The sequence below is a fragment of the uncultured Fibrella sp. genome, from assembly GCF_964250085.1.
Taxonomy (GTDB): domain Bacteria; phylum Bacteroidota; class Bacteroidia; order Cytophagales; family Spirosomataceae; genus Fibrella.
The window spans coordinates 194,887-218,142 of record NZ_CAXUEC010000004.1; the positions used below are offsets into that span (position 1 = coordinate 194,887).

Consider the following 23,256-nt stretch of genomic DNA (forward strand, 5'->3'; position numbering starts at 1 on the left):
AGGTAGCGCCGAAGCTCCAGCTTCGGTTGTGTAAACCAACTATTGCCGACCGAAGCTGGAGCTTCGGCGCTACCTTCTTACGCTACCCGAACCGACTCGCAATTCGCCAGAAAAATCGGGTCGATTTCGGCGCCGATGCCAGGTACGTCGGGAATCGTGATCAGGTAGCCGTCGTAAACGATGCCGCCCAGCACGGGATCTTCGGCATGCTCGAAACAGGCATCCAGATCACAGAAACGGATATTTTGACGAGCCGATGCAAAGTGGGCGTTGGCCGTCAGTGCCAGCCGTGACTCCGACATACAGCCGATCATGCAGGACATATTGGCGGCTTCGGCTACAGCGTTGATTTTCAGCGCTTCGTAAATACCGCCGCTTTTCGACAGTTTAATGTTCAGGTAGTCAACGGCTTCTTCGCGTACCAGCCGCAGAGCATCCACGGCATCGAACACCGATTCATCAGCCATGATGGGTACGTTGGTTTGCTGACGTAACAGGCGAAGGCCAGGTACGTTGCTTTTCAGGATGGGTTGTTCGCAGTACTCCACATTCCAGTCGCCCAGTTTGCTCAGCACCGTCCGGGCGGTAGGTACGTCCCACCCCTGATTGGCGTCGAGGCGAATGGGCGTTTCGTAGCGGATCACCTGCCGGATCATCGCCAGCCGGTCGAGGTCGGCCTGAGCGGTGGTGCCGACCTTTATTTTGATGGCCTCTCCCCCATTCGCTTCAATGCGGCGGGCGTCGTCGGCCATGCGTTCGGGATCGTTGATGTAGATGGTTTCGTCGGTGACCAGCGTGCGGTTTGCTCCGCCCAGAAACTGGTATAGCGGCATGTTGGCGGCTTTGGCGGCCAGATCATACAAGGCCATGTCGAACGCCGAGCGGGTGGTGGGATGGCCGGGCAGGTAGCGAATGACTGCCTGCAAACAGCCTTCAATATCGAGCGGATTGCGCCCGATCAACAGCCGGGCCATGTCCTGCGCCGCCGCCAGCCCCGACGCCTGCGTTTCGCCCACGATCATCCAGAACGGCGACCCTTCACCCCAGCCCGTCAAGCTCGCGTCGGTTTCGATGCAAACGAGCATGTTCCGGGCGGCATCAATTGTGCCCAGCGAAATGGCAATGGGTGCCTTCAGCGGAATATTGTATTGGTAGAGAATAACGCCGGTGATCTTCATTGGCGCAAAATACGCATGAACTACAAGCCATCTGGTAACGGCCTTGAACTATGCTAAACAGTTTACACCAAAACCATATCTTCAGACAGAATTTCGTAAATTATTCTGTAGCTACCCTCAATCAACTCACGTACCTGCTTGTCCCTAAACTCCGGCACAGCCTTACCCATTTCCGGGAATGTAGCAAGCATCTGCGATCAGGTAAACAATCTATCTGTTAGCAATTTTGCATACGACTTCGATGATTCTGATACATAATCGTAGATCGCACGTAAATCTTGATAAGCCTGTTCAGTCCAACTTACTTGCCCCATTCCTGCATCCGCTTACTCACTTCGTCAGAAGTCAGGACTTTCCCTTCACTGTACTGTTGTCGGCCTTTCTCTATTTTCTCAATTAGTACCAAACGCTCGATCAATTCATCAATTGAAAACTCACCGGCAAATCGGGTATCGTTTCTGTAAGTGTGTGCTTTGTCATCGAAATAGGACCTGTGTTATACCAAATATACGAAGTTGTAGGCTACAAATCGTCTTCGTCATCCTGGAAGGCGCGGTAGGCGCGTTTTAGCTCATCGAACGTCTTTTCGTTGCCTTGTTGTTTGGCTAGTAGCAGGCCGAAATCGTAGAGTTCGGCGGCTTTGGCACGGTTGCCCAAATCAGTGTAGAGTTGAGCGGCGTGGTAATACGTAGGCAGATACTGCGGATGGTCGGTCAGGAGCCGTTCGAAGTAATGCTGGGCCTGACTGGGGTTGGCCGACAGGTATTCCATGCCGAGGGCATAAACATTAAAGGGCTCGCCGGGTTCATCCTGGACAAACTGAAGGAGTTGTTGGATTCGTTCCTGATTCATGAGTTAGTAAGAAAAGTAGTATGCATGCATACCATTTTAAAAGATCGTGTGTATTTTTGCAATGAAAAGTCCAATGTTTAAGCGGTCCGCCGCTGCGGGTTTAACGTCTAACTGTTGCGTTTCCGGATGGTACACGCTATCAATCAACGTTAGGCTCCAGACCTTAAACCTTAAATCGTTTTCTCTTTATGAAAATCTTAGTGTGTGTCACGAGCGTACCCGACACAACGACCAAAATTACGTTTACCGATAACAACACCAAGTTCAACAAAGCGGGTGTGCAGTTTATCACCGGCCCCTACGACGACTACGCGCTGGCGCGGGCCGTTGAGCTGAAAGAAAAGCTGGGCGCGTCGGTAACGGTATTTAACGTGGGCGAAGCCGACGCGGAGCCGGTTATCCGTAAGTGCCTGGCCATTGGTGCCGATGACGCTATCCGGGTCAACGCCGAACCAATCGACGCGTATTTCGTGGCCGAACAGATTGCCGCCGTCGCCAAAGAAACGCCTTACGACCTGATTCTGATGGGCCGCGAATCCATCGACTACAATGGTGGTCAGGTGCATGGCATCGTAGGCGAGATGCTGGGCATTCCGTCGATTTCGCCCGTGATGAAACTGGATATCGACGGCACAACGGCCAAGATGACCCGCGAAATCGAGGGCGGTAAGGAAGATATCGAGGCGCAGTTGCCGCTGGTACTGGGTTGCCAGGAGCCCATCGCTGAATGGAAAATTCCGAACATGCGCGGTATCATGACAGCCCGGACCAAGCCGCTGAAAATTGTTCAGCCCGCCGGGCAGGATTCGCTCACGGCCGTGGCCAGCTACGAAATGCCCGCCCCCCGTGGTAGCGTGAAAATGATCCCCGCCGACGAAGCCGAAACGCTCATTACGCTCCTCCGCACTGAAGCGAAAGTCATCTAATCAATTATCAATGTACAATTATCAATTAACAATGTTGCTTCAGTTCGCTGAGACCGATCATTGATAATTGATAATTGATAACTGTCCATTGTTATGTCTGTCCTAATCTTTGCTGAACTCGACGAAGGGAAGCTCAAAAAGTCCTCGCAGGAGGCCATATTTTACGGCTCGAAAGTAGCCGGCATGCTGGGTACGTCGGCAACGGCGGTGGTGATCGGCACGGCCGATCAGGGCGAGTTGGCCACGGCCGGCCGCTTTGGTGCCGCTAAAGTATTGCACGCCGCCGACGCAAAACTGAACGAACCAAACGGTATGGCCTACGCTTCGGTGGTGGCCGCAGCGGCTCAACAGGAAGGTGCAAACGTGGTGGTGCTGGCAAAGTCGTCGCTGGGCGATGCAATGGCCGCCCGGCTTGCCGGTAAACTAAAAGCAGGGCTTGCCCCGAACGTAATCGACCTGCCCGATCTGAGCAGTGGTTTCCGCGTGAAGACTAGCATCTATACCGGTAAAGCCTTCGCGTTCAATGAATTGAAAGCCGATGTCAAAATTCTGGCGATCAAGAAAAATACCCTTACTCCCGAAGAGACCGACGCTTCAGCTACTGTAGAGGCATTCTCGCCAACTGTTGCCGACAGCGATTTTGTACTGAAAGTGACCAATACCGAAAAGGCCACGGGCGACGTTTTACTCCCTGAAGCAGATCTGGTTGTGTCGGCGGGTCGTGGCTTGAAAGGCCCGGAAAACTGGGGCATCGTCGAAGATCTGGCGAAAGCACTTCATGCCGCTACAGCTTGCTCGAAGCCGGTATCGGATCTGGACTGGCGGCCGCACCATGAGCACGTTGGCCAGACCGGCATCAAGGTTAGTCCAAATCTGTACATCGCGGCGGGAATTTCTGGTGCCATTCAGCACCTGGCGGGTGTAAACTCATCAAAAGTGATTGTAGTGATCAACAAAGATCCGGATGCACCGTTCTTCAAATCGGCCGATTACGGCATCGTCGGCGATGTATTTGACGTACTGCCCAGGCTAACCAAAGCAGTTCAGGCACTGAACTAGCGTGTTATTACCTGGCTACTTTTAGCCGCTTAGCAACATATTGTTTGAAGCGTCTCTTCCGCTGTGTCGGAAGAGACGCTTTTTTGTTGTTATTTCTACCCGTTATCGAGCAACGAACCGGGTGAGTGGTGCGTACTGACTACTATAAACGGTAACTTTCCCTAAAATGAACCGCTATACATTTCTAAAGAACCTTGGTTTCAGGGGCGCGGCATTGATGGCTGTATTAACCTCCTGTGTACATGAGGACGATACCTACGTACCCGCCTTGACACTAAACGCACAGGGACAGACGATTACCGGCCCCAATGGCACAACAGTTACGTCTCCAACGACCACATCAGTGAGTACGCCGACCAGCTCTACGGCCACTACCTCTGACATATTGGGTATAAAAAATCCACTCCTGACGATCACGCTGGCAACAACCACCGGGTTGAAAAATGTGGGTGGGTACGTTATCCTGAGCGGCATTGTGGTAGCTCACGTCACCGCAGGTACGTATGCAGCCGTGACGCAAACGTGTAGTCATGAGCCGAAGAAAAAGGTCATTTTCAACAGTACAGAGTTTTACTGCACCGATCACGGAGCCCGTTTCAACCTCGACGGAACAGGCAAAAACAGCCTCGCGGGCAGTGGAATTAAGTCATATAAAGTGCTCACCGACGGTGTAACCTTAGTCGTTTACAGCTAGATTCTTATGAAAGCTTTAGTTGCGTTTTTCTTTATGCTGAGCCTGATCAATGCCCCAGCCTGGCAACTCAATTTTGAACAGGCTAAAACGGAGGCAAAGGGGTCTAACAAGCTCATTCTGCTCAATTTTTCAGGCTCTGACTGGTGTGGCCCCTGCATCAAATTAAAGAAAGAGGTGTTTGAATCTGACGCGTTCGCAACCTATGCCGACCAGCATCTGGTGCTGGTGCGCGCCGATTTTCCCCGGTCAAAAAAGAACCAGCTTAGCCCGCAACAGACTACACATAACGAAAGTCTGGCCGAACGCTACAACCCCGAAGGCCAGTTTCCGCTGACGGTGCTGATCGATGCCAACGGAAAAGCCCTCAAACAATGGGTGGGTTATCCGGCCGCGCTTACCGTACAAACCCTTGTCAACGAGATCGATGCCCAGCACGTCGCTGCTCACTGACCCAGCCGGTTTGCTGCACAAAAAGGTGCTGCGATTGATGGGTAATCGCTTCGAGATCAGCGCCGTAAACACCGATGCTGATTTTGCCGAAATTTGCATCGACGCAGCTATTGCCGAAGTTAGTCGGATTGAAGCTTTATTAACGACGTTTAGCCCCGATAGCCAGACCAACCAGATCAACGCACAGGCGGGAGTAGCTCCGGTGATAGTCGACCAGGAAGTGTTTGCGCTGATTGGCCGGGCGTTGACATTATCGGCACTGACGCAGGGCGCGTTCGATCTCACGTATGGCTCCATCGACAAGCGGCTCTGGAATTTCGACACGACGATGACCGCCCTCCCCGACCGCGAAACGGCCCGGCAATCGGTGCGGCTCATCAACTACCGGAATATACTGCTGAATGAGGCCGAACGCAGCGTCTTTCTTCTGGAAAAAGGCATGCGCATCGGCTTTGGCGGTATTGGCAAAGGATACGCCGCCGAACGGGCCAGGTACGTTATGGCCCGGTTGGGCATTACATCGGGCGTTGTCAACGCGGCGGGCGACCTAACGGCCTGGGGAACGCAACCAAATGGACAACCCTGGACCATCGGCATTGCCGATCCCGATACGCGCCAAACGGCTTTTTCTAAACTGGCGATCAGCGGATTTGCCGTGGCCACGTCAGGCGATTACGAAAAATATGTGCTGATTGGCGGCAAACGCTATAGCCACACCATCGACCCACGGACGGGCTACCCGGTCAGCGGATTGAAGAGTGTGACGATCCTGGCGCCCAGTGCCGAACTCGCCGACGCCCTGACGACACCCGTCATGGTGATGGGCCAGGCTGTTGGGCGGCACCTGATCGATCAGCTACCACACGTCGGCTGCATTTTGATCGACGACCACGACCGGCTGTTCACGTCAAAAAATATCCGCTTGCATTGATTTTTTGTCATCCCGACGGAAGGAGGGATCGTAGCGTTCTACTGAAAGAATCTGTCTTTCCTAACAGAAACGCCACGATCCCTCCTTCCGGCGGGATGACAAAAAATGCCTTTTTATTCAGAAACCTACGGTAACCTACTATGAAAACGACTCGCTTTAAAAACCACCTCCTTGTTGGTTTCCTTGCGCTTGTACTTTCGCTCGCGGGAAGCGCCTGTGTCAATGTGAAAGAATATCAGAAAAACCGGATCAACGATTCGGAAATGGAGCTATCCAACCGCAAATCCGAAAAATTCGAGGGTAGTTTTTACCTCTACCGGGAAGGGCCGTCGGGGGCCAGTGGCGGTAAAAGCAGCGGTGGCTGTGGCTGTAATTAAATCGTCTGTCTGTCTACGCTGCTGCCAGCTTATGAAAAAAATCGTATTCACCGTTGCTATGTTACTCTCCCTTTCTACTGTTTGGGGGCAATCGAAACCAGAAACGCCCTCGTCGTATGAAGCACGCCCGTTAAAAGTGGAGGAGATCAACTTTGTGTCCAGCTACTACAATCAGGATGGCAACAAATCGGCCATTACGGGTGGTATTGGCACGGAGAAACTAACCGATTTCGCTAATTCTTTCGACCTGACACTATCTAAAACGGATCGCTATGGCCGCCTGCATACGATCAATATCGACGCTAATATTGATTACTATACCTCCGCTTCGTCTGATAATATTGATCCGCTGACTATCTCGTCGGCCTCGAAAAGTGATGTTCATATTTACCCGTCTGTTTCGTGGCGGGTGTTTGACCCTAAAAGCCGGATAACCAAAGGATTTGGTTATTCATACTCTACGGAATACGATTACCGTTCGCATGGCTTTACGGCTCAGTTCGCTAAGCTATCGGCCGACCGGAACCGGGAAGTGAGCCTGCGCGCCAGTGCCTTTCTGGATACGTACGACGCCATTCTGCCGTCTGAACTTCGCCCGGCCTATTACGGCTCAGGCTCGCAAAACGACCGGGTCAAAGTGGATAGTAAGCCCCGAAATTCGTTCAATCTGGCCCTATCCGTGTCGCAGGTGATCAATAAGCGGCTACAGATGCTGGCTACCGTTGAACCGTCGTATCAGGATGGGTTGCTCAGCACGCCTTTCCACCGCGTGTATTTCACCAATGGGGCCGAAACAACGGAAAAACTTCCGGGAACCCGCCTGAAATTTCCGGTCAGCCTGCGGGCGAATTATTTCCAGGGCGACCGGGCGATTCTGCGTTCCTTTTATCGGTTCTACGTGGATGACTGGGGCATGGTTGCGCATACGGCGAGTGTCGAGTTACCGGTAAAACTAACGCCCTTCCTGTCGATTAGCCCGTTTTATCGGTTTCATACCCAGACAGCAGTCGATTATTTTCGTCCGTACGGTCAGCATAGCCCAACGCAAACCTACTACACCAGCGATTATGATATAGGCAACATGAGCACCCACTTTGTTGGATCGGGCATCCGGTACGCGCCCCCGGGTGGCATCATGGGTATTCGCGGATGGAACGCGCTTGAACTACGCTACGGCCATTATCTGCGGAGCACGGGCATGACCGCTAACATCATAACCCTGATGGTGAAAGTAAAGTAGGCAACTGATTTAGGTGCTTTTTTGGTTGTTTTGGTGTCAGCTCAGGTACGTTGCCAGAGCTTTTGAAACGGATTTGTCTAACAAACGGTCCGACATTCCAACAATTGACGGAACAAACAAGCCTGCTATCAGTTAATTTTGCGTCGTGGAAAAAATTAAGTTAGAGATATTAGGCTTATCGCCGAGTCAGTCGCAGTCGGGTTCGTTTGCGCTGGTGCTTGGCGAAGAATACGGTAATCGTCGTTTACCGATCATTATCGGTATGTTTGAAGCGCAGGCCATTGCCATTGAGATCGAGAAGATTGTGCCCAACCGGCCCATGACGCACGACTTGTTTAAGCAGTTTGCCAAGAATTTCGGTTTCACGGTTCGCGAAATTGTGATTTCGGATCTGCGCGAAGGCATTTTCTTCGCCCGCATCGTCTGTTCCGATGGCGTGCAGGAAACCGTAGTCGATGCCCGCCCTTCCGATGCCATTGCTATCGGTATTCGCTTTGGCGTCTCGATCTTCACCTACGAAACTATTCTGTCGGAAGCGGGCATTACTGCATCGGCCGATGAAGAAGATGAAGAGCAGGAAGAGCTGGTTCGCACGTCTAACAAGTCGCCCCGCGCTTTCAGCGAACAGTTGAAAGACATGACCGTCGACGAACTGCAAAAAATGCTCGACGAAGCCCTGGGCAACGAAGAATACGAACGCGCCGCCAAGATCCGCGACGAGATTTCGAAGAGAAACTAATAATGTAGAATGATCAATGGCTCTGCTAGTCAGCGTAACGTGCTGTAGCAGAGCCATTGCTCATTCTACATCAGGTTCATTACGGCCCCACCTTCATCGTCACCGGGTCCCACTGAATGGGCTTGCGTAGCTGGGCCGACAGGTTGGCGGCTAGCGACGGGGCCGCCGCGCGAAGCCCGAAAACAGCGTCTTCGCGGACCATCGACGGTTTATTTTCCCGAACGGCGTTGAAAAACATGATCATGTGATCGAGGCGATCGTCGTAACCGGCGGGCGCTTTGTAAGTCACTTCCGGCTCCTGCTTTACCTGACGGCTAAACTGATCGGCGGGGTATTTCTGATCATACTGCTGCACAAACTGGTCCTGCATGGCTTTCGGGTACGTGAAAAGCGCATCATAGCCGGTGCTGTACATAGGTGCATTTGGCCGTTTCAGCCGTTTTAGCACAAAGTCATTCCAACCAATCTCAATCACGCCATCGGTTCCTACCAGGCGCGTCTGGTTCAGGCCACCCCGTCCATCAGCCAGGTTCACGCGCGTCATGAACTGGAACGACGGATTGTTGGCCGTTTTTGGGTAATCCATTAGGCCCGTTACCAGGTCGTAGGCATCACGGCCATCTTTCCAGTAGTTCAGGTCACCCAGCGAAAAAATGCGCGTTGGCCCGATGGCACCGGTAATCGTGTGCAGGCCCGTGATGAGGTGAACGAATAGATCACCCGCTACGCCGGTGCCATAATTTTTGTAATTCCGCCACCGGAAGAATTGCTCGGCACTATACGGCTTCTTGGTATCGGCCATGGTAATATAGCGCGCCCAGTCGATCTCTTTTGGGTCTATCGACGGTGGCAACGTATATTGCCAGGCTCCCAGCGCATCGGCCCGGTCAACGCAGGCCTCCACGTAGGTCAGTTCGCCAATGGCTCCCTGCTCATAGTATTTTTTGGCTTCCAGAATGGCTGATGCACTGGCCCGCTGGCTACCCACCTGAAACACTTTCCCCGATTTCTTCTGCGCCGCAATTACCGCCGCGCCTTCTTCGATATGATGCACCATCGGCTTCTCGCAATACACGTGCTTGCCCGCCTGCAAGGCATCGATGGCAATACGGTCATGCCAGAAATCGGGCACGCAGATCAGCACAGCATCTACATCCGGGCGTTTCAACAGTTCACGGTAATCGCGGGTAGTCTGAATCTCGTTGCCCCACACCTCTTTGGCCCGAATGAGCCGCTGGTCGTATAAATCAGCTACGGCCACGATTTTAGTGCCAGGTACTTTCAACGCTGCATTCAGATCATAATGCCCAATGATACCCGCTCCAATAAGGGCAATGTTGATGGAATCGTTGGCCGAACGAGGCCGAATGGGATCAATCAGGTACGTATCGCCCGAATACAGCCCGGCTATGGCCGAGGGAGCCGCCGTCAGTAAGGCAGACGTACCTGCAAGTTGATGGAGAAAAGAACGGCGGGAAGCCATAAACGAGTTTGCGGTTTGTGGTTTGGAGTTAATGGTTGATTTGCACGAGTATACTATCAACGCACAGGACAACTACGAACTCCAAACCACAAACCCTAACCAACCTACTTATACGCTTTTGCCTCGCGGATAACAAACTTGTACTCAGCAATATCGAGTGCTTTTTTGTAGTATTCTTTAGCCTGGGCACGGTTATTGGCCCGGGCGGCAATTCTGGCCAGGCCAGCGTAGGACATACCGTGTTCTTCGGTTGTATAGGCAATATCAACCGGTTGTTTCAGCGCAGCTTTATAGGCCACCGCCGCCGCCGAATCATTTTTAGCCATCCGTTCGGCCAGTATGCCATCGAAGGTATAAATGGCCGCGGGAAGCAGTTTATGCTGCATTTTTTTCAGCTTTTGCAGCGCCGCCTGCCCGGCCTCATAACGCCCGGCCAGCAACAGTGCCTCAACGTACCTGAGCATGAAAATTGGGTTTTTAGGGTAGTGATCCACCAGAAAATCCAGATGCTCGACCGCCTTTGGGAAGTTGGTTTCATGCTTCACGTAAATATGCGCCAGATAAAGATTAGCCTCCGGTCGGGTGAACAGCGCCCGCGTTGCCGAGACCTCCATCTGCTTCAGGCCCAGCGGAATATTACCATTTTTAAAGAAAAACATGAACGGTTTCACCGCCGGGTGATCGATCGGGTAGCGCTCAACGTAGTAGTTATACAGGCCGGTCGAGAAATAGAACTCCACGTTTTTATCAAGCAGGTTGAAGCCATCTTTCATGTAGACATACGCTTTCCGCGATTCGCTAACGGCCTTCATCGTCTCGTTATCGAAGTTGTGCTTCATCGACATGTAGCCGTGCGCTGTCAAGCCCAGGAAAATAGCTTCCGGGTCGTCGTCGTTCTTGTCAATCATTTTTTCGACACCCTGAATGGCCAGTTCAACTTGTTGAACATACTGGTTGGTCACCGTGCGGCTGTCGCTGATGGGCAGGTATTGCCACTGCAACGTCAGGGCGCGCAGCACGGGCACAATCGGACTTTGCGGGTACTTGACCTGAATTTGTCGGATGTAAGGAGTTGCTTCCGCAAACTCATAATTATAGATATGATCGAGTGCTTTCGCCACCGTTTGTTGCGCAGCAGGATCGGTCAGGATTTGTGCGGGAGCAAGAAAAGGAACAAGTACGAACAGAAGTAGTAACCGGATGCGTTTCATAGGTAGGCAGTATCCCTGATATGACGGATTTTCACTGGTAATGGTTTATTGCCCGTCTGCGATTGTGGATGTACTTTTGTTTATGGCCCTCAAAAGGGTTTCTGCGAACCATTTTCGATGATTCAATACACTAAATTTATTCTGGATAACGGCCTCAAGGTGTTTGTCCATGAGGATGCCAGCACGCCAATGGCCGCCGTCAATATCCTGTATAACGTTGGCTCACGCGATGAAAATCCCAACCAGACGGGTTTCGCTCACTTGTTCGAGCACCTGATGTTTGGCGGTTCAAAACACATTCCGAGTTATGACGAACCCCTTCAGCGCGTGGGTGGCGAGAACAACGCCTTCACCAGCCCCGACATCACAAACTACTACATCACCCTGCCGTCGGCCAATCTCGAAACGGCTTTCTGGCTTGAATCAGACCGGATGCTCAGCCTGTCGTTCGATCAGCAGGTACTCGATGTGCAGCAAAAGGTAGTGATCGAAGAATTCAATCAGCGATACCTGAATCAGCCCTACGGCGACGTATGGTTGAAACTCCGGCCGCTGGCGTATCAGCAACATCCATACCGGTGGGCTACCATTGGCAAAGACATCAGCCATATAGAAAATGCGATGCTCGACGATGTGAAAGCCTTTTTTTATAAATATTACCTACCCAACAACGCCATTCTGGTGGTAGCGGGCAACGTCACCACCGAGCAGGTGAAGCAGTTGTGCCGCAAGTGGTTCGAGCCAATTCCAGCCGGGAAAGACTACGTTCGTAACCTGCCTGTGGAAGCGCACCAGACGCAGGCCCGCTTTGCCGAAACAACAGCCGACGTACCCCTGAACGCCCTGTACAAAGCCTATCATATGCCGGGTCGGTTCGATGCGGGCTTTGCCGAAGCCGACTTGCTCAGCGACCTGCTGGGGCGCAGCAAATCGTCGCGCCTGTATCAGAAATTGCTGAAAGAGCAGTCTTTATTCAGCAACATAGGTGCCTACATTACCTCCTCAATCGACCCTGGCCTGTTGCTGGTGCAGGGAACGCTCAACGAAGGTGTTACGCTTGAAGAAGCCGATGCCGCCGTTCAGGGCGTGTTGCAGGATGTGATCGATAACTACGTACCTGCAGACGAACTGACGAAGGTGAAAAACCAGGCAGAATCGACGCTGGCATTCTCGGAAGTGGAACTACTGAACCGGGCCATGAACCTGGCTTTTGCCGCCAACGCCGGTAATCCCGAACTGGTAAATCAGGAAGCCGACAAGATTCAGGCCGTTACACCCGACGCCATTCAGGCGGCTGCCCGTCAGGTTCTCCGCCCCGAAAACAGTTCGACGCTCTACTACCGCCGCTCCGAAGCTGCTTAATTTTTGATAAAAACTTATGAGCACTGCATACGCTCCCAAAGCACTTTCCGCAACAAGCCTCCAGGAGTTATGTGCCGCGCTTAAACAAGCCTTGACTGACTTGTATGGTAGTCGGCTTGACAGAATACTTCTGTATGGTTCATATGCAAGAGGAGACTTTCATGGGAATCAGATGTAGACTTTATGGTAATCCTGCGGGATGATAATATGCAGGCGGGGTATGAGGTGCGTCAGATGGCACAAGTCATTGGTCCCCTAGCTTTAAAGTATGTGGTCGAAGTATCCGTATTCCCGGTAGCCCTTCAAACGTACCTGAAAACACATACCCTTCTTTATCAGGCCGTGCAACAGGAGAGTATTCAACTATGATTGACTTGACAAGGGCCGCCGCTCATTATCAAAGAGCCCTAAACGACCTGGAGGAAGCCACTATTCTGTTGCGGGAAGAACGTATCGCAGGAACCTGCAACCGAGCTTATTACGCCCTGTTTGACGGTATTCTGACTGTGTTATATACAACTGATGGCCCTGTTCCAAAAACACATACTGGTGCACATACCGAGTTCCGGAAGCAGTTTATTCGTTCAGGTATTTTTGCCGGAAACTGTAGTAATACCATCACTGCCTTGTTTAATCTTCGTCAAGGTGGTGATTATGACATTGATTTCGACATTTCATTAGACGATGTACAGGATGCCGATGAGCAAGCTACCCAATTTCTAGAATCGGTGCGGGTATACAGACGGCAACAGGGATTATATTAAATAAGAGAGCAGATAAAGTGAAAATTCGCGTTGGACAGGGCTACGATGTCCATAAACTCGTAGAAGGGCACCCGTTTTGGCTGGGTGGTATTCAGATTCCGCACACACACGGGGCCTTCGGGCATTCAGACGCCGACATTATCTGCCACGTCATTTGCGACGCCCTGCTTGGTGCAGCCAACATGCGGAACATCGGCTACCATTTTTCGGATAAAGACCCACGCTGGAAAGGTGTCGACAGCAAGGTGTTGCTGGCCGAGGTCATGCGTATGATTCGCGAGGCGGGCTGGGAAGTAGGCAACGTCGATGTGACGGTGGTGTTGCAGGAGCCGAAACTAAACCTGCACATTCCGGCGATGGTCGCCTGCCTGTCGGACGTAATGAACGTACCTGAGGCCGATATTGCCATCAAAGCCACCACCTCCGAACATATGGGTTTTGTGGGTCGTCAGGAAGGAATTGCCGGATTTTGCGTGGCATTGATCGAAAAGAAATAGTCATTATGCGTGGCGGTCATTCATTGTCATTTGTCGTAGAAACCATCAATGACGACGAACGACCGCCACGCATAACGAGCAACTCTACTTCTGCCCGTACTTCGTTTTGAACTTGTTGTAAAGGCGTTTGTGCTTATCGTCCAGATCAACCTTTCGCCCCTGAATAAACGCGTGCTCGACCATGTTGGTCCGCATATCAAGCAGGTCTCCTTTCGAGACCACCAGCGTAGCGTGTTTACCCGGCTCCAACGTACCTACCTGCCCGTCGATACCCAGGATTTTGGCCGTATTTGAGGTTACCATTTTCAGGGCTTCCTCGCGATCAGTAACACCGAATCCAACGGCCGTACCCGCCAGGAAAGGCAGGTTACGGGTACGCCACCATTCCTCGGCGTAGCTCAAGCTCACCACTACGCCCGCTTTGTGCAGAATACCCGGCAGGCGATATGGCATATCCGTGGCTTCGTCCTGCCGGTTAGGCAGGCGGTGCAACGCGCTCAGGATCACAGGTACGTTGTTGTCTTTCAAAAAACCAGCCACCTTATCGGCATCTTCTGCTCCAACAATCACCACTTTGGGCACACCCGCCGCTTTGGCAAAACGCACCGCTTCAATGATGTCTTTGGCATAATCGGCGCGGATATACAAGTTCTGCGTTCCTTTAAATAGACCTTTCATCGACTCGAAGCGCAGGTTCGACGATGATGGCTTCGCACCGTCGGCATAGCCTTTTGCCTCCGCGAAAGTGGCCAGCAACGCACGCAGCGCTTCGTCGCGCCGTTCGTTTTTCTTGATTACGGCCTGAAATGTCTCAAAGTCAAACTCGCGGGCGTAATAACCCGGCCAGTTCAGCCAGAGGCCATCGTCTTTCCGCAGCACGGCGTCTTCCCAGTTCCAGCCATCCGTTTGCATGATCGACGACGAACCCGACACGGTGCCGCCCATCGGCATGGCCTGTGTAAGCAGAATACCGTTGTTGCGGATCGTTGGTATGATCTCCGAATCGGAATCATAGGCAATCAGCGACCGCATGTTCGGATTCAGCACCCCTATTTCGCGCGAGTCGACAGTAGCACGTACCGATTCAATTTCCTGCATACCCACCAGTGATGCTGGCGAGATCAAGCCCGGATAAATGTGTTTCCCCGTCACATCGATCACCTGCATCTCGTTGGTGTTGAGACGGATCGTGCTGGCGTCGGCTACGTTGGTGATGATTCCCTTATCGAAGGTGATTAGGCCATTTTGGATGACCTGCCCGGTGCCCGTATGGATCGTAGCGCCCAGCAACGCGATGGGCCGCTCCTGGGTACGTCCCGGCGCGGGATTCTGGCCAAAGCTCGTAAGTGAGGCCAGCGATAGTATGGTTATAAAAATGTGTTTCATGATAGCGTCAATTGTGGCTAGTTTTTCTCTTCTCCTTCTGCGTAGACACCTTCAACGTCTTCGCAATGCCACATACGCTGACGACGCATGGTGGGCCGCACGGTAGTTTGTCCACCGGTTTTGGCCTGAAGCATCTTCTGAATCAGGCGGGCGCGTTCGGCTTCCATCGTTTCGCGGTTCTTGTCGTCGCTTTCCCGGCTGTAGTAGATCGCGCCTTCGATCATCGTGAATTCGGGGCGGGCGTAGATCGAGAGGGGGTTGTTGTTCCACAAAACAAGGTCGGCATCTTTACCAGCCTTTATACTACCCATCCGGCTGTCGAGGTGAAGCAGTTTGGCGGGGTTCAGGGTTACCATTTTCCAGGCTTCCTCTTCCGTCATACCGCCATACAGCACCGTTTTGGCGGCTTCCTGGTTCAGGCGGCGGGCCATTTCGGCATCATCCGAGTTGATCGATACCGTTACGCCTTCGCGACTCATCAGGGCGGCATTATACGGAATGGCATCTTTTACCTCCATTTTATACGCCCACCAGTCAGAAAACGACGAGCCGCCAACGCCGTGTTTCGCCATTTTATCGGCCACTTTATAGCCTTCCAGGATGTGCGTAAATGTATTGACTTTGAAACCCAGCGAATCGGCCACGTGCATCAGCATGTTGATTTCCGACTGTACATACGAGTGGCAGGTAATGAACCGTTTCTTCGCCAGAATCTCCGACAAGGCGTCGAGTTCAATGTCGCGACGGGGCATTTCGAGCGTGGTAGCAGCTACTCCTTTCTTTCCTTTTGCTGATACGTTCGTCTGCGCGTTGTAATCAGCCCAGGCTTTGGCGTATTCTTTGGCCCGCATGAAATGGTCCATGTATACCTGCTCAACGCCCATCCGCGTTTGTGGGAAACGTACCTGAGCGGCGGCCGGTGCGCTCGACTGCTTTACGTTTTCGCCCAGCGCAAACTTGATGAAGCCGTCGGCTCCTTTGATGAGCATATTCGAGCCGGGTTCACCCCACTTCAGCTTCACAATGGCCGACTGACCGCCAATGGCGTTGGCCGATCCGTGAAGTAACTGCGATGACGTAACACCACCCGCCAGTTGCCGGTAGATATTGACATCGTCGGGATTAATGGCGTCGGCCATGCGTACCTCAGCCGTGCTCGACTGCGACCCTTCGTTGATAGACACCAGCGCAATATGTGAGTGTTCGTCGATGATGCCGTTGGTCAAGTGCTTGCCCGTTCCGTCAACGACGCTTCCGCTGGCAGGCGCTGGCAGGTTTTTACCAATCTGAGCAATCTTTCCGTCTGTCACCAGCACGTCCATATTAGCCTGAACACCAGCCGCTTCGTTTGTCCAAACGGTAGCGTTGCGAATGAGCATCGTTTGCGCCTGCGGCTTTTTGGCGTTGCCCATGCCCACAAACGGATACAACATGCCGCCAAGTTGAGGCTTCCTGGCCGTATCGGCTTTTGCAATCGACGCGCTGAACGGTTTGCTGAGCGTAGCCGACCAGTTTACGCTTTGTCCGTTTGGTTGTTCGCCATCCCCTTTAAAACCAGTTCCATCGCGGTAGCCGGTCAAGCGTGTCAACGCCGCCGGCTGCCGCCTGTTCAGCGCTACCCGCATCGAAATCAGGTTGTTGTCGAGCGTTACAATCGGCGTTAGTTTCGTGGTATCGCCACTCGTTACCTGATACGCTGGTTTCTCCGGGTTATCGCCCGTGACCAGAAGTTTCAAATTGGGGATCGTACCCACTTTCAGGTCATACGTACCCCGAACATCGGCTATGTTGGGATTGGTCACTACGTATTGTTTGCCCTGAATCCAGTTTTCGTAGATGATGTTGCTGGGCGAAAACAGATTGCCCGATGTGATGATAAAGTTGGCTACTTTGCCCACTGCCATCGTACCCAGCAGGTCGTCGGCCTTGATTAGTTTGGCCGGCCGAACCGTTAAAGCTTCCAGCGCCTGCTGTTCGGTGAGGCCATATTCGATGGCTTTCCGCACGTTGGCCATAAACTCCGTCCGGTTACGCAGACCTGAACTGGTCAGCACAAAGGGAATATTCGCGGCGGCCAGCATCGCGGCGTTGGCGGGGGCCATTTCCCAGTGTTTCATTTCGGCCAGTGATACGTTATCAGCATCCCAGGCGTCTTCAACGTCGTAGGCTTGAGGGAAAGTCACGGGCACAATCAGGGTAGCGCCAGTTGCTTTGATCTCGTCGATGCGCTGGTATTCATCACCTCCGCTCCGAATGATGAACTGCATCTTGAACTCGTCGCCAATGTTATCGGCCCGAAGCACACCCAGCTTATCGCCTACTTCAAAGAACGCCGGCACGCCCGTCATCCGGTTGAACGCATCGAGCGACAGATTCATCTGCGGCTTCTGATTCGACCGTTTGAACCAGTCGGCATCGTACAGTGCCTGACGGATCAGCGCTACCGTTCCCATAATCGAGTTCGGATTCGACTGCCCTGACGTGCCTTTACTAAACGAAAAGTGCTGGCTAAGTCCGTTGCGCAGCAGCACCATGTTCTCCCGGTCATCGGCCACCGTAACCAGTGCACCGGCACCACGGGCAATGCCGTCGTGGTTGTGGGTCAATACGGCCCCGAAACCCAGTTTGCGCAGTTCATCGGCTTTAGGTCCTGTTACTTTGAAAAGTAGACTGGCATCATTCTCGGGCTGAATGGCCTGGTTCCAGTAGTACGCTCCTTTTTTGTTCGACTCAAGCTGGGGAGCACCGCCAAAGCCACGCCCCTGCCCCGGTGCCGCCCGAACAATTTCAGGCATGCCATAGTCAGAGTCAAGATCGATCAGGCTGGGGTAAATTCGCCGCCCCGCCAGGTTGGCAACAACGGCTCCAGCCGGTACAGTTACGGACGTACCTACGGCTTCAATTCGTCCATTACGAACAACGAGCGTAGCATTTTGCAGGGTAGTTTGGGGGTCCACCACAATGGTGGCATTGGTAAAGGCATAGAGGTTGGGCCGTTCGTCGTGGACGCCATTTTGGGGAATTATGGTTTGTGCCAGCCCTTGCTGTGCCATTCCCAATTGGGTCAACCCGACTGCTGCCAACAGCAACAGGAGATGTTTACGCATGTAGATGAGTGTTGTGTTTGGTTTAAAAATCAAAAATAGCTCTACCGGCGAAAGAACAACCTGCTTTTCAGTCCGACACCTTATAAAAGGAACGATTTCAGGCAAAAAGCCAAATAAAATCCGTTTTACATCAAAAAAAGCGCAATCAACTTGATCGCGCTTTTCCACACTACCGATTTTCGCCTGTATTAATTGTGAGGTCATTAAGTGGTCATTACCTACGCTGTCATTAAGTGGTCATTTGTTGTCATTAAGTAGTCATTACGCTGCGCTGTCATTTGAGGTCATTTATTGTCATTTGTCGCAAAACAATAAATGACAGCGCAGCGTAATGACCACCTAATGACAGCGCAGCGTAATGACTACTTAATGACCACTTAATGACCACTTAATGACCATTACAATCCTACCGCCAGTAGGCCATTTCGGCGCTTTTGATGAGTGCGGTGCGGGCTTGGGCTGTTTTTCCATCGAAATCGATGGTCATGACCGTTGCTTCACCCGTTCCGGTGTTGCTTATGTTCGTGAAGATAATTTTCGAGCCATTTGGGGAGAAACGGGGTTCAAGGTCATTGGTTCCTGCCGGTTTGGCGGTTCCGTCGGCCATAAAATCGCGGGGTATCGACCTGGCGGCAACCGCCAGCAAGGCAAGCTGCGCGTTGAGTTGGCGACCCTGCTCGTTCTGGTAGGCAATTCGGTCATACGAAAACAGCACCTCCTGTCCGGTAATCGAGAAGACGGGGTTGCCCACCCGGCCGCCCACTCGGGTGTAGATCGTCAGTGTGTCCTTGCCCTGCCCCTGCGGCGAGAGCGTAACAAAGCGGGTGTCGTAGATCGTAGTGCCGTAGGTACGTGCCACGATCCGGTCGCCCTGCGGGGTCCAGTCGCAGCCTGCAAAGGTGCGGCCAACGGGCGCCTGGGCCACCACCCGCGACCCATTTCCCGACCCATCGGCGTTTACCACATACAGTTTATTGTTGCCCGGATAGAGCAGTTGCGTCCCATCGGGCGACCAGCAGAAGGCGAGGTCCGTGGGCAGCAGTCCCGCTACAGGTACGTTGGTTACGCGGTGTAGATTGCTGCCGTCGGCGTTCATCACGAAGAGATGGAGATCGGTGTCTACGTTGGAGATAAACGCGATTTGCTTCTTATTGAGGCTGGAATTTGGGCTGGCAACGGGTCGCCAGTTGTTGCCCGACTGCGTAAGTTGAATGGCATTGACCCCGTCTGTAGAGACAAAAATCTGGTAGAGGCCACCCACCCGCCGGGCAAACGTGTAGGGTGCATCGGGAAACGGCGCGGTGCGGAAACTCCACATCTTCCCGGTCACTGAATTGACCCCATCCGAGACCGTCACCTGCCAGTAATACGTGGTGCCGTAGGCCAGATTCTTCAACACCAGCGAATCGGCGACCAGGCTTGTCACTGTCTGCATCGGCACCGTGTTTCCCTCCCGAAGAACCACCACCTCGTAGGTAAGCGGGTCTTTATTCGGGTCGGTCGCTTTCCATTTCAGCGTGGCGGTCGTGGCAACAGTACTCACGCTGGCGGCGGGTGATAGCAGCACCGGTTCGGTTGGCAACGGATTTTCGCTGACCAGGTAGAGTACTGTGGCCGTACCGTAGTTGCCCGACACCTCAACGCTCATCAGCTCATCGCGAAAAGCTTCTTTAGAGGCTTGCAACGTGTATTTACCAGCCAGAATGGTATCGAACCGGAACCGGCCCAGCGTATCCGACTGGATAGTTCGGCCGGACGGATTAAGCCGGACAGCCGCTTTACTAACTGGTTTTCCATCCTTTTTGCTCAGTACCTGCCCGGTAACCGAGCCATATTGCAGGGGTTCTACTGATAGTTCTTCCGTACACCCCCAAACCGTGAGCAGGAGGGCGATAAGCAAGCTGAATACAGGTAAATTTTTCATGACTTTTGGCGAAATAAGGTGGTGAGTCGTATCAACGATGAGCCGGGGCAGTTTGCCGGGTTGAGCGGCCGAGATAGAACGACAGGCCAACGGAGCCGCGCAGATAATAGTCGTTGTGGCTACCCGCCTGTACGCCGTCCAGAGCGTCGGTCATGGGCTGCTGATACTCCAGCGTGGTCCGCAGACCAACCAGCCGGTTGATGGTGTATTCGGTACCGATACCACCGTTAAGCAACATATATTGCTTCCCACGTATATCCACCGGCGAACTCCCGGCACGGCACGAAATCATTCCGACGCCCGCATAAATCAGCGGCGTGATCTTGCGAAATGGTAACGAGCGGTAGATGAAGTTGCCCTGTAGCGTACTGACCGGACAACTGAACCGCTGGTCGCTGGCCAGGGTGCCAACGCCTATATTGAGCTGAACCCCAAACGAGTGCGACAGATATACATCGGCCGATACCCCGTAGCCCGTTCGCATACCCGACGTAACATAGTCACCGCTATACCGCCACACCGAGGCGTAGGGTTGAATCGTCAGCCGCGAGGGGTCAACGGTGTTACGCGCTCCGTACACATCGGTCTGGCTCATCGCCAGTTTTTCCTGATCGTAGGCCAGCAGCATGGTCTTTGCCTGGTCGGCGGCTTTAGCCTCAACCGACCACAGGTTGTCGCGGATGCCCTCCAGCACCAACGCCTGCACGGCTTTTTCAATGGCTTCGGTCACGGCCATCTGAGCCGGTTCGTTGGTAGCAAAGCCCGTCTCTACTTCAAGCAGGCGTTTGAAACTAACGTACCTGAACGTACCTGCGTCGATAGCCTGCGAGAGAATGGTTTTCGAGGTATAAACTGTCTTGAGAATCTTACCCGATTTGGTGGCTATAGCGCGGAGGTACACCGTTACCCGATCCTGCCGGTACTGGCTGGAGCCACCCGTGCCGAAGAAGCGTAACCCGGCCCCGCCGGTGATGGTGTTGGCGTCGTAGGAAACGATGCCGCCTTCGAGAATAATACCCGCAAACATCAGGGGAGGCAGGTTATCGTTCTCTTTGTATTGCGCCAGGCTCGACCGGATAATCTTGCGTTCGTTGAGCAGGTTACCTACATTTTCGCGCTCGATAGGCACAAACCAGCCGCTTTCTTCCAGCGCTTTCAGCAGGATATTGGTGGTTCCCTGCGACACCGCCGTTGAGAAACCCGACCCTGTTTCGCTCTGTTTGTACTGGCCGGTCTGATCCCGAAACTTGTACACTGCCGCCACCAGTTTCTCTTGTGGGGCTGGTAGCTTATGCAGTTGAGCCGTTGCGGCGGTCTCTTCACCCAGCCGGGCCGACTGGGTACGTGTGGGCTGGTAAAAATAGGCGTTGCAGCCAGTCAGCAGCCAGGCAAGGCAGGTGAAGATCAGCAGCGTGCCGGTGCTGTTTGTATAGGACGTGTTCATGGCGAAAAGGAGGTTTGGCGTGAGTCGATTCAGAGGTAAGGGACCGTGATGGCGCTTTCGCCCCCTTTGCCGTCGTTGATACGGATGATGACTCCCTCGGCCGCGTTGCTGATCACAACCTGCATATCGCCAAAAGTGAATGTGCCTTCTTTCAGGCCGTCTTCGCCAAACTGCTTGCTGAGAATATTCTGTGACAGTCGGCTGAGCAATTGCCGTTGCAGGTTGTCGGTAAAGCTCTGAAGCGATGAGCTGCCGGCAAGCCCATTGAGGCTACTGGCCGATGCGGTGTTTTTTGCCGCCGGGTCTTTGTGGGTATCCTGGGCCTGGGCCGAACTGAGCAGCCACTGGTAATTGAAGGTGTTTCCGCCAAAAGCCGGGTTGTTGGGGCGGTACACAAGGCCCTGTGCGTGAAGCTGATGCAGACCGGCAGATAGCAACAGCAGGGAGGCAGTGATGACTAGCGTTTTCATAGACAGGCAGCTTAGAAAGTTGTTCTGTCTGTATATCGCAGGAAGTCAGGAAGGTTAACAAAAAAATAGTCATTACGCTGCGCTGTCATTAAGTGGTCATTTATTGTTTTGCGACAAATGACCACTTAATGACCTCAAATGACAGCGCAGCGTAATGACTACTTAATGACAATAAACGACCACTTAATGACAGCGTAGCGTAATGACCACTTAATGCACCCCGCTGCCTTTCTGGTCTTTATTACCGAGTTGCTGCTGCGTTTCCAGGTACGTGGTCAGGTATTCCCGCACCACCTCCAGTGCATAGAGCGCGTCTTCTTCGAGCAGTTCGTAGCGGGCCTGCACAAACTGTTGCCAGACGGGCTGATCGTCAATGCTGATCATGATCTGGCTGGCCGTGCCCGGCGACGGAATCTCCTCCACCACAATCACCACATCAACCGCCATCAGCGTATCGGCATATTGCTTGCTACTGTCGGCCGGGGGTGTTCGGGTGGTCCAGTATTTGTAGAACAGGTCGTAAAAATCTTTGCCAACTTTGGTGCGGGTATTGTCCAGAATCAGGCTGTTGCCGCCATTATCGTCTACCGGGCATTCGACTAGTTTATCGTCCAGGTCAAGGTCGTTGCCCGAAGCAGGGTCCTGGGCGATGGCCAGAGCCGACAGCAGCGACAGCAGCAGGGCGAGTATCGTTTTCATGACTAAAAACCAGTTTGAATCTGTAGTTGCATCCCACCCGTTTGTTCGATACGCAACGGCACACCCGCTGCCCGGCCGTTTCCGGTCTGAATGAGCTGGTTGTTGTCGCCTCGCTGCAATACATCCAGTTGGGCATTGCTCTGCCGCGACTGCCAGCGGGCCACGTTATTATCGCCCTGCTGGGCAAACGAATACCGGTTGTTGGTGCCGGTAATCGTGAGGTCCAGCGCATTGGCTGTACCCTGTTGCGAGAGGTTCACGATGTTACTGCGGCCGGTTGCCTGATAGTGCAGTTGATTGAGCTGCCCCGTCTGCACAAGGGTAGCTTCCCCGGCCGACAATCCAGCCATCGCCCGGTCTGCTACCGGTGCGCGAAAATAGGCTTCCGATTGAGCTACAGCGGCTATTGATCCACTGAGCAAGAGGAAAGTAGCAAAGAGTTTCATGGTGAAGTTGATCATTG

The 23,256-nt window shown here is 53.1% G+C and carries 24 protein-coding genes; 12 read left to right on the forward strand and 12 right to left on the reverse strand.

The genetic code is table 11. The annotated features are described in order from the left end of the window. Positions 1-77: 77 nt before the first annotated feature. The 3 genes from ACFE8Q_RS14430 to ACFE8Q_RS14440 form a co-directional block, all read right to left on the reverse strand. Positions 78-1,178, reverse strand: a complete 1,101-nt coding sequence (locus tag ACFE8Q_RS14430) for a mandelate racemase/muconate lactonizing enzyme family protein (RefSeq protein WP_375446116.1) — start codon at positions 1,176-1,178, stop codon at positions 78-80. 62 nt (positions 1,179-1,240) lie between these two features. Next, entirely contained in the window at positions 1,241-1,369 is a 129-nt protein-coding gene (locus ACFE8Q_RS14435; protein ID WP_375446117.1) for a type II toxin-antitoxin system RelE/ParE family toxin, read from the reverse strand. Positions 1,370-1,700: 331 nt separating this feature from the next. Continuing rightward, positions 1,701-2,030 carry a tetratricopeptide repeat protein gene (locus ACFE8Q_RS14440; RefSeq protein WP_375446118.1) on the reverse strand — a complete coding sequence of 110 codons (330 nt, stop codon included), beginning with the start codon at positions 2,028-2,030 and terminating at the stop codon, positions 1,701-1,703. A gap of 188 nt (positions 2,031-2,218) precedes the next feature. Between ACFE8Q_RS14440 and ACFE8Q_RS14445 the strand changes: the two genes are divergently transcribed. From ACFE8Q_RS14445 to ACFE8Q_RS14480, 8 genes are all read left to right on the forward strand, one after another. Beyond that, a complete protein-coding gene (locus tag ACFE8Q_RS14445; protein ID WP_375446119.1) occupies positions 2,219-2,956 on the forward strand; it encodes an electron transfer flavoprotein subunit beta/FixA family protein in 738 nt (245 codons plus the stop codon). Positions 2,957-3,049: 93 nt separating this feature from the next. Further along, complete coding sequence (locus ACFE8Q_RS14450) at positions 3,050-4,015, forward strand: electron transfer flavoprotein subunit alpha/FixB family protein (protein ID WP_375446120.1); 966 nt, start codon at positions 3,050-3,052, stop codon at positions 4,013-4,015. A gap of 166 nt (positions 4,016-4,181) precedes the next feature. Continuing rightward, complete coding sequence (locus ACFE8Q_RS14455; RefSeq protein ID WP_375446121.1) at positions 4,182-4,709, forward strand: Rieske 2Fe-2S domain-containing protein; 528 nt, start codon at positions 4,182-4,184, stop codon at positions 4,707-4,709. Between the two features lie 6 nt (positions 4,710-4,715). Further along, positions 4,716-5,159 carry a thioredoxin family protein gene (locus ACFE8Q_RS14460; protein WP_375446122.1) on the forward strand — a complete coding sequence of 148 codons (444 nt, stop codon included), beginning with the start codon at positions 4,716-4,718 and terminating at the stop codon, positions 5,157-5,159. Next, positions 5,134-6,090, forward strand: a complete 957-nt coding sequence (locus ACFE8Q_RS14465) for an FAD:protein FMN transferase (protein WP_375446591.1) — start codon at positions 5,134-5,136, stop codon at positions 6,088-6,090. Before ACFE8Q_RS14460 ends, ACFE8Q_RS14465 begins: the two co-directional genes overlap by 26 nt. A gap of 140 nt (positions 6,091-6,230) precedes the next feature. Continuing rightward, positions 6,231-6,467, forward strand: coding sequence for a DUF4266 domain-containing protein (locus tag ACFE8Q_RS14470; protein WP_375446123.1), 237 nt, complete (start codon positions 6,231-6,233; stop codon positions 6,465-6,467). A gap of 31 nt (positions 6,468-6,498) precedes the next feature. Continuing rightward, positions 6,499-7,707: a DUF3570 domain-containing protein gene (locus ACFE8Q_RS14475; protein WP_375446124.1), complete on the forward strand. Its 1,209-nt coding sequence runs from the start codon at positions 6,499-6,501 to the stop codon at positions 7,705-7,707. A 145-nt stretch (positions 7,708-7,852) separates the two neighbouring features. Then, on the forward strand, positions 7,853-8,446 hold the full coding sequence (locus ACFE8Q_RS14480) for a bifunctional nuclease domain-containing protein (RefSeq protein WP_375446125.1): 594 nt from the start codon (positions 7,853-7,855) through the stop codon (positions 8,444-8,446). Between the two features lie 79 nt (positions 8,447-8,525). Here the strand turns inward: ACFE8Q_RS14480 and ACFE8Q_RS14485 are convergent, their stop codons facing one another. Both ACFE8Q_RS14485 and ACFE8Q_RS14490 read right to left on the reverse strand, forming a co-directional pair. After that, a complete protein-coding gene (locus ACFE8Q_RS14485; protein ID WP_375446126.1) occupies positions 8,526-9,929 on the reverse strand; it encodes a Gfo/Idh/MocA family protein in 1,404 nt (467 codons plus the stop codon). 104 nt (positions 9,930-10,033) lie between these two features. Next, entirely contained in the window at positions 10,034-11,140 is a 1,107-nt protein-coding gene (locus ACFE8Q_RS14490; protein WP_375446127.1) for a tetratricopeptide repeat protein, read from the reverse strand. Positions 11,141-11,257: 117 nt separating this feature from the next. Between ACFE8Q_RS14490 and ACFE8Q_RS14495 the strand changes: the two genes are divergently transcribed. The 4 genes from ACFE8Q_RS14495 to ispF all read left to right on the forward strand — a co-directional run bounded on the left by ACFE8Q_RS14495 (position 11,258) and on the right by ispF (position 13,763). Continuing rightward, positions 11,258-12,502, forward strand: coding sequence for a M16 family metallopeptidase (locus ACFE8Q_RS14495; protein WP_375446128.1), 1,245 nt, complete (start codon positions 11,258-11,260; stop codon positions 12,500-12,502). Positions 12,503-12,685: 183 nt separating this feature from the next. Beyond that, complete coding sequence (locus ACFE8Q_RS14500; protein ID WP_375446129.1) at positions 12,686-12,871, forward strand: hypothetical protein; 186 nt, start codon at positions 12,686-12,688, stop codon at positions 12,869-12,871. Further along, a complete protein-coding gene (locus ACFE8Q_RS14505; protein WP_375446130.1) occupies positions 12,868-13,266 on the forward strand; it encodes a HEPN domain-containing protein in 399 nt (132 codons plus the stop codon). Before ACFE8Q_RS14500 ends, ACFE8Q_RS14505 begins: the two co-directional genes overlap by 4 nt. Positions 13,267-13,283: 17 nt before the next feature. Continuing rightward, the gene (gene ispF / locus ACFE8Q_RS14510) at positions 13,284-13,763 is read left to right on the forward strand and encodes a 2-C-methyl-D-erythritol 2,4-cyclodiphosphate synthase (protein ID WP_375446131.1); all 480 of its coding nucleotides are present in this window, start codon (positions 13,284-13,286) and stop codon (positions 13,761-13,763) included. Between the two features lie 84 nt (positions 13,764-13,847). Here the strand turns inward: ispF and ACFE8Q_RS14515 are convergent, their stop codons facing one another. The 7 genes from ACFE8Q_RS14515 to ACFE8Q_RS14545 form a co-directional block, all read right to left on the reverse strand. Beyond that, positions 13,848-15,149 carry an amidohydrolase family protein gene (locus ACFE8Q_RS14515; RefSeq protein ID WP_375446132.1) on the reverse strand — a complete coding sequence of 434 codons (1,302 nt, stop codon included), beginning with the start codon at positions 15,147-15,149 and terminating at the stop codon, positions 13,848-13,850. A gap of 17 nt (positions 15,150-15,166) precedes the next feature. Further along, positions 15,167-18,256, reverse strand: coding sequence for an amidohydrolase family protein (locus ACFE8Q_RS14520; protein WP_375446133.1), 3,090 nt, complete (start codon positions 18,254-18,256; stop codon positions 15,167-15,169). 406 nt (positions 18,257-18,662) lie between these two features. After that, positions 18,663-20,180 (reverse strand): carboxypeptidase regulatory-like domain-containing protein, encoded by a 1,518-nt coding sequence (locus tag ACFE8Q_RS14525; RefSeq protein ID WP_375446134.1) that lies wholly within the window; start codon positions 20,178-20,180, stop codon positions 18,663-18,665. A gap of 31 nt (positions 20,181-20,211) precedes the next feature. Then, on the reverse strand, positions 20,212-21,624 hold the full coding sequence (locus ACFE8Q_RS14530) for a CsgG/HfaB family protein (protein WP_375446135.1): 1,413 nt from the start codon (positions 21,622-21,624) through the stop codon (positions 20,212-20,214). A 29-nt stretch (positions 21,625-21,653) separates the two neighbouring features. After that, on the reverse strand, positions 21,654-22,094 hold the full coding sequence (locus tag ACFE8Q_RS14535) for a curli production assembly/transport component CsgF (protein WP_375446136.1): 441 nt from the start codon (positions 22,092-22,094) through the stop codon (positions 21,654-21,656). 210 nt (positions 22,095-22,304) lie between these two features. Then, positions 22,305-22,793 carry a CsgE family curli-type amyloid fiber assembly protein gene (locus ACFE8Q_RS14540; protein ID WP_375446137.1) on the reverse strand — a complete coding sequence of 163 codons (489 nt, stop codon included), beginning with the start codon at positions 22,791-22,793 and terminating at the stop codon, positions 22,305-22,307. Between the two features lie 2 nt (positions 22,794-22,795). Further along, entirely contained in the window at positions 22,796-23,239 is a 444-nt protein-coding gene (locus ACFE8Q_RS14545; protein WP_375446138.1) for a hypothetical protein, read from the reverse strand. Between the last annotated feature and the right edge of the window lie 17 nt (positions 23,240-23,256).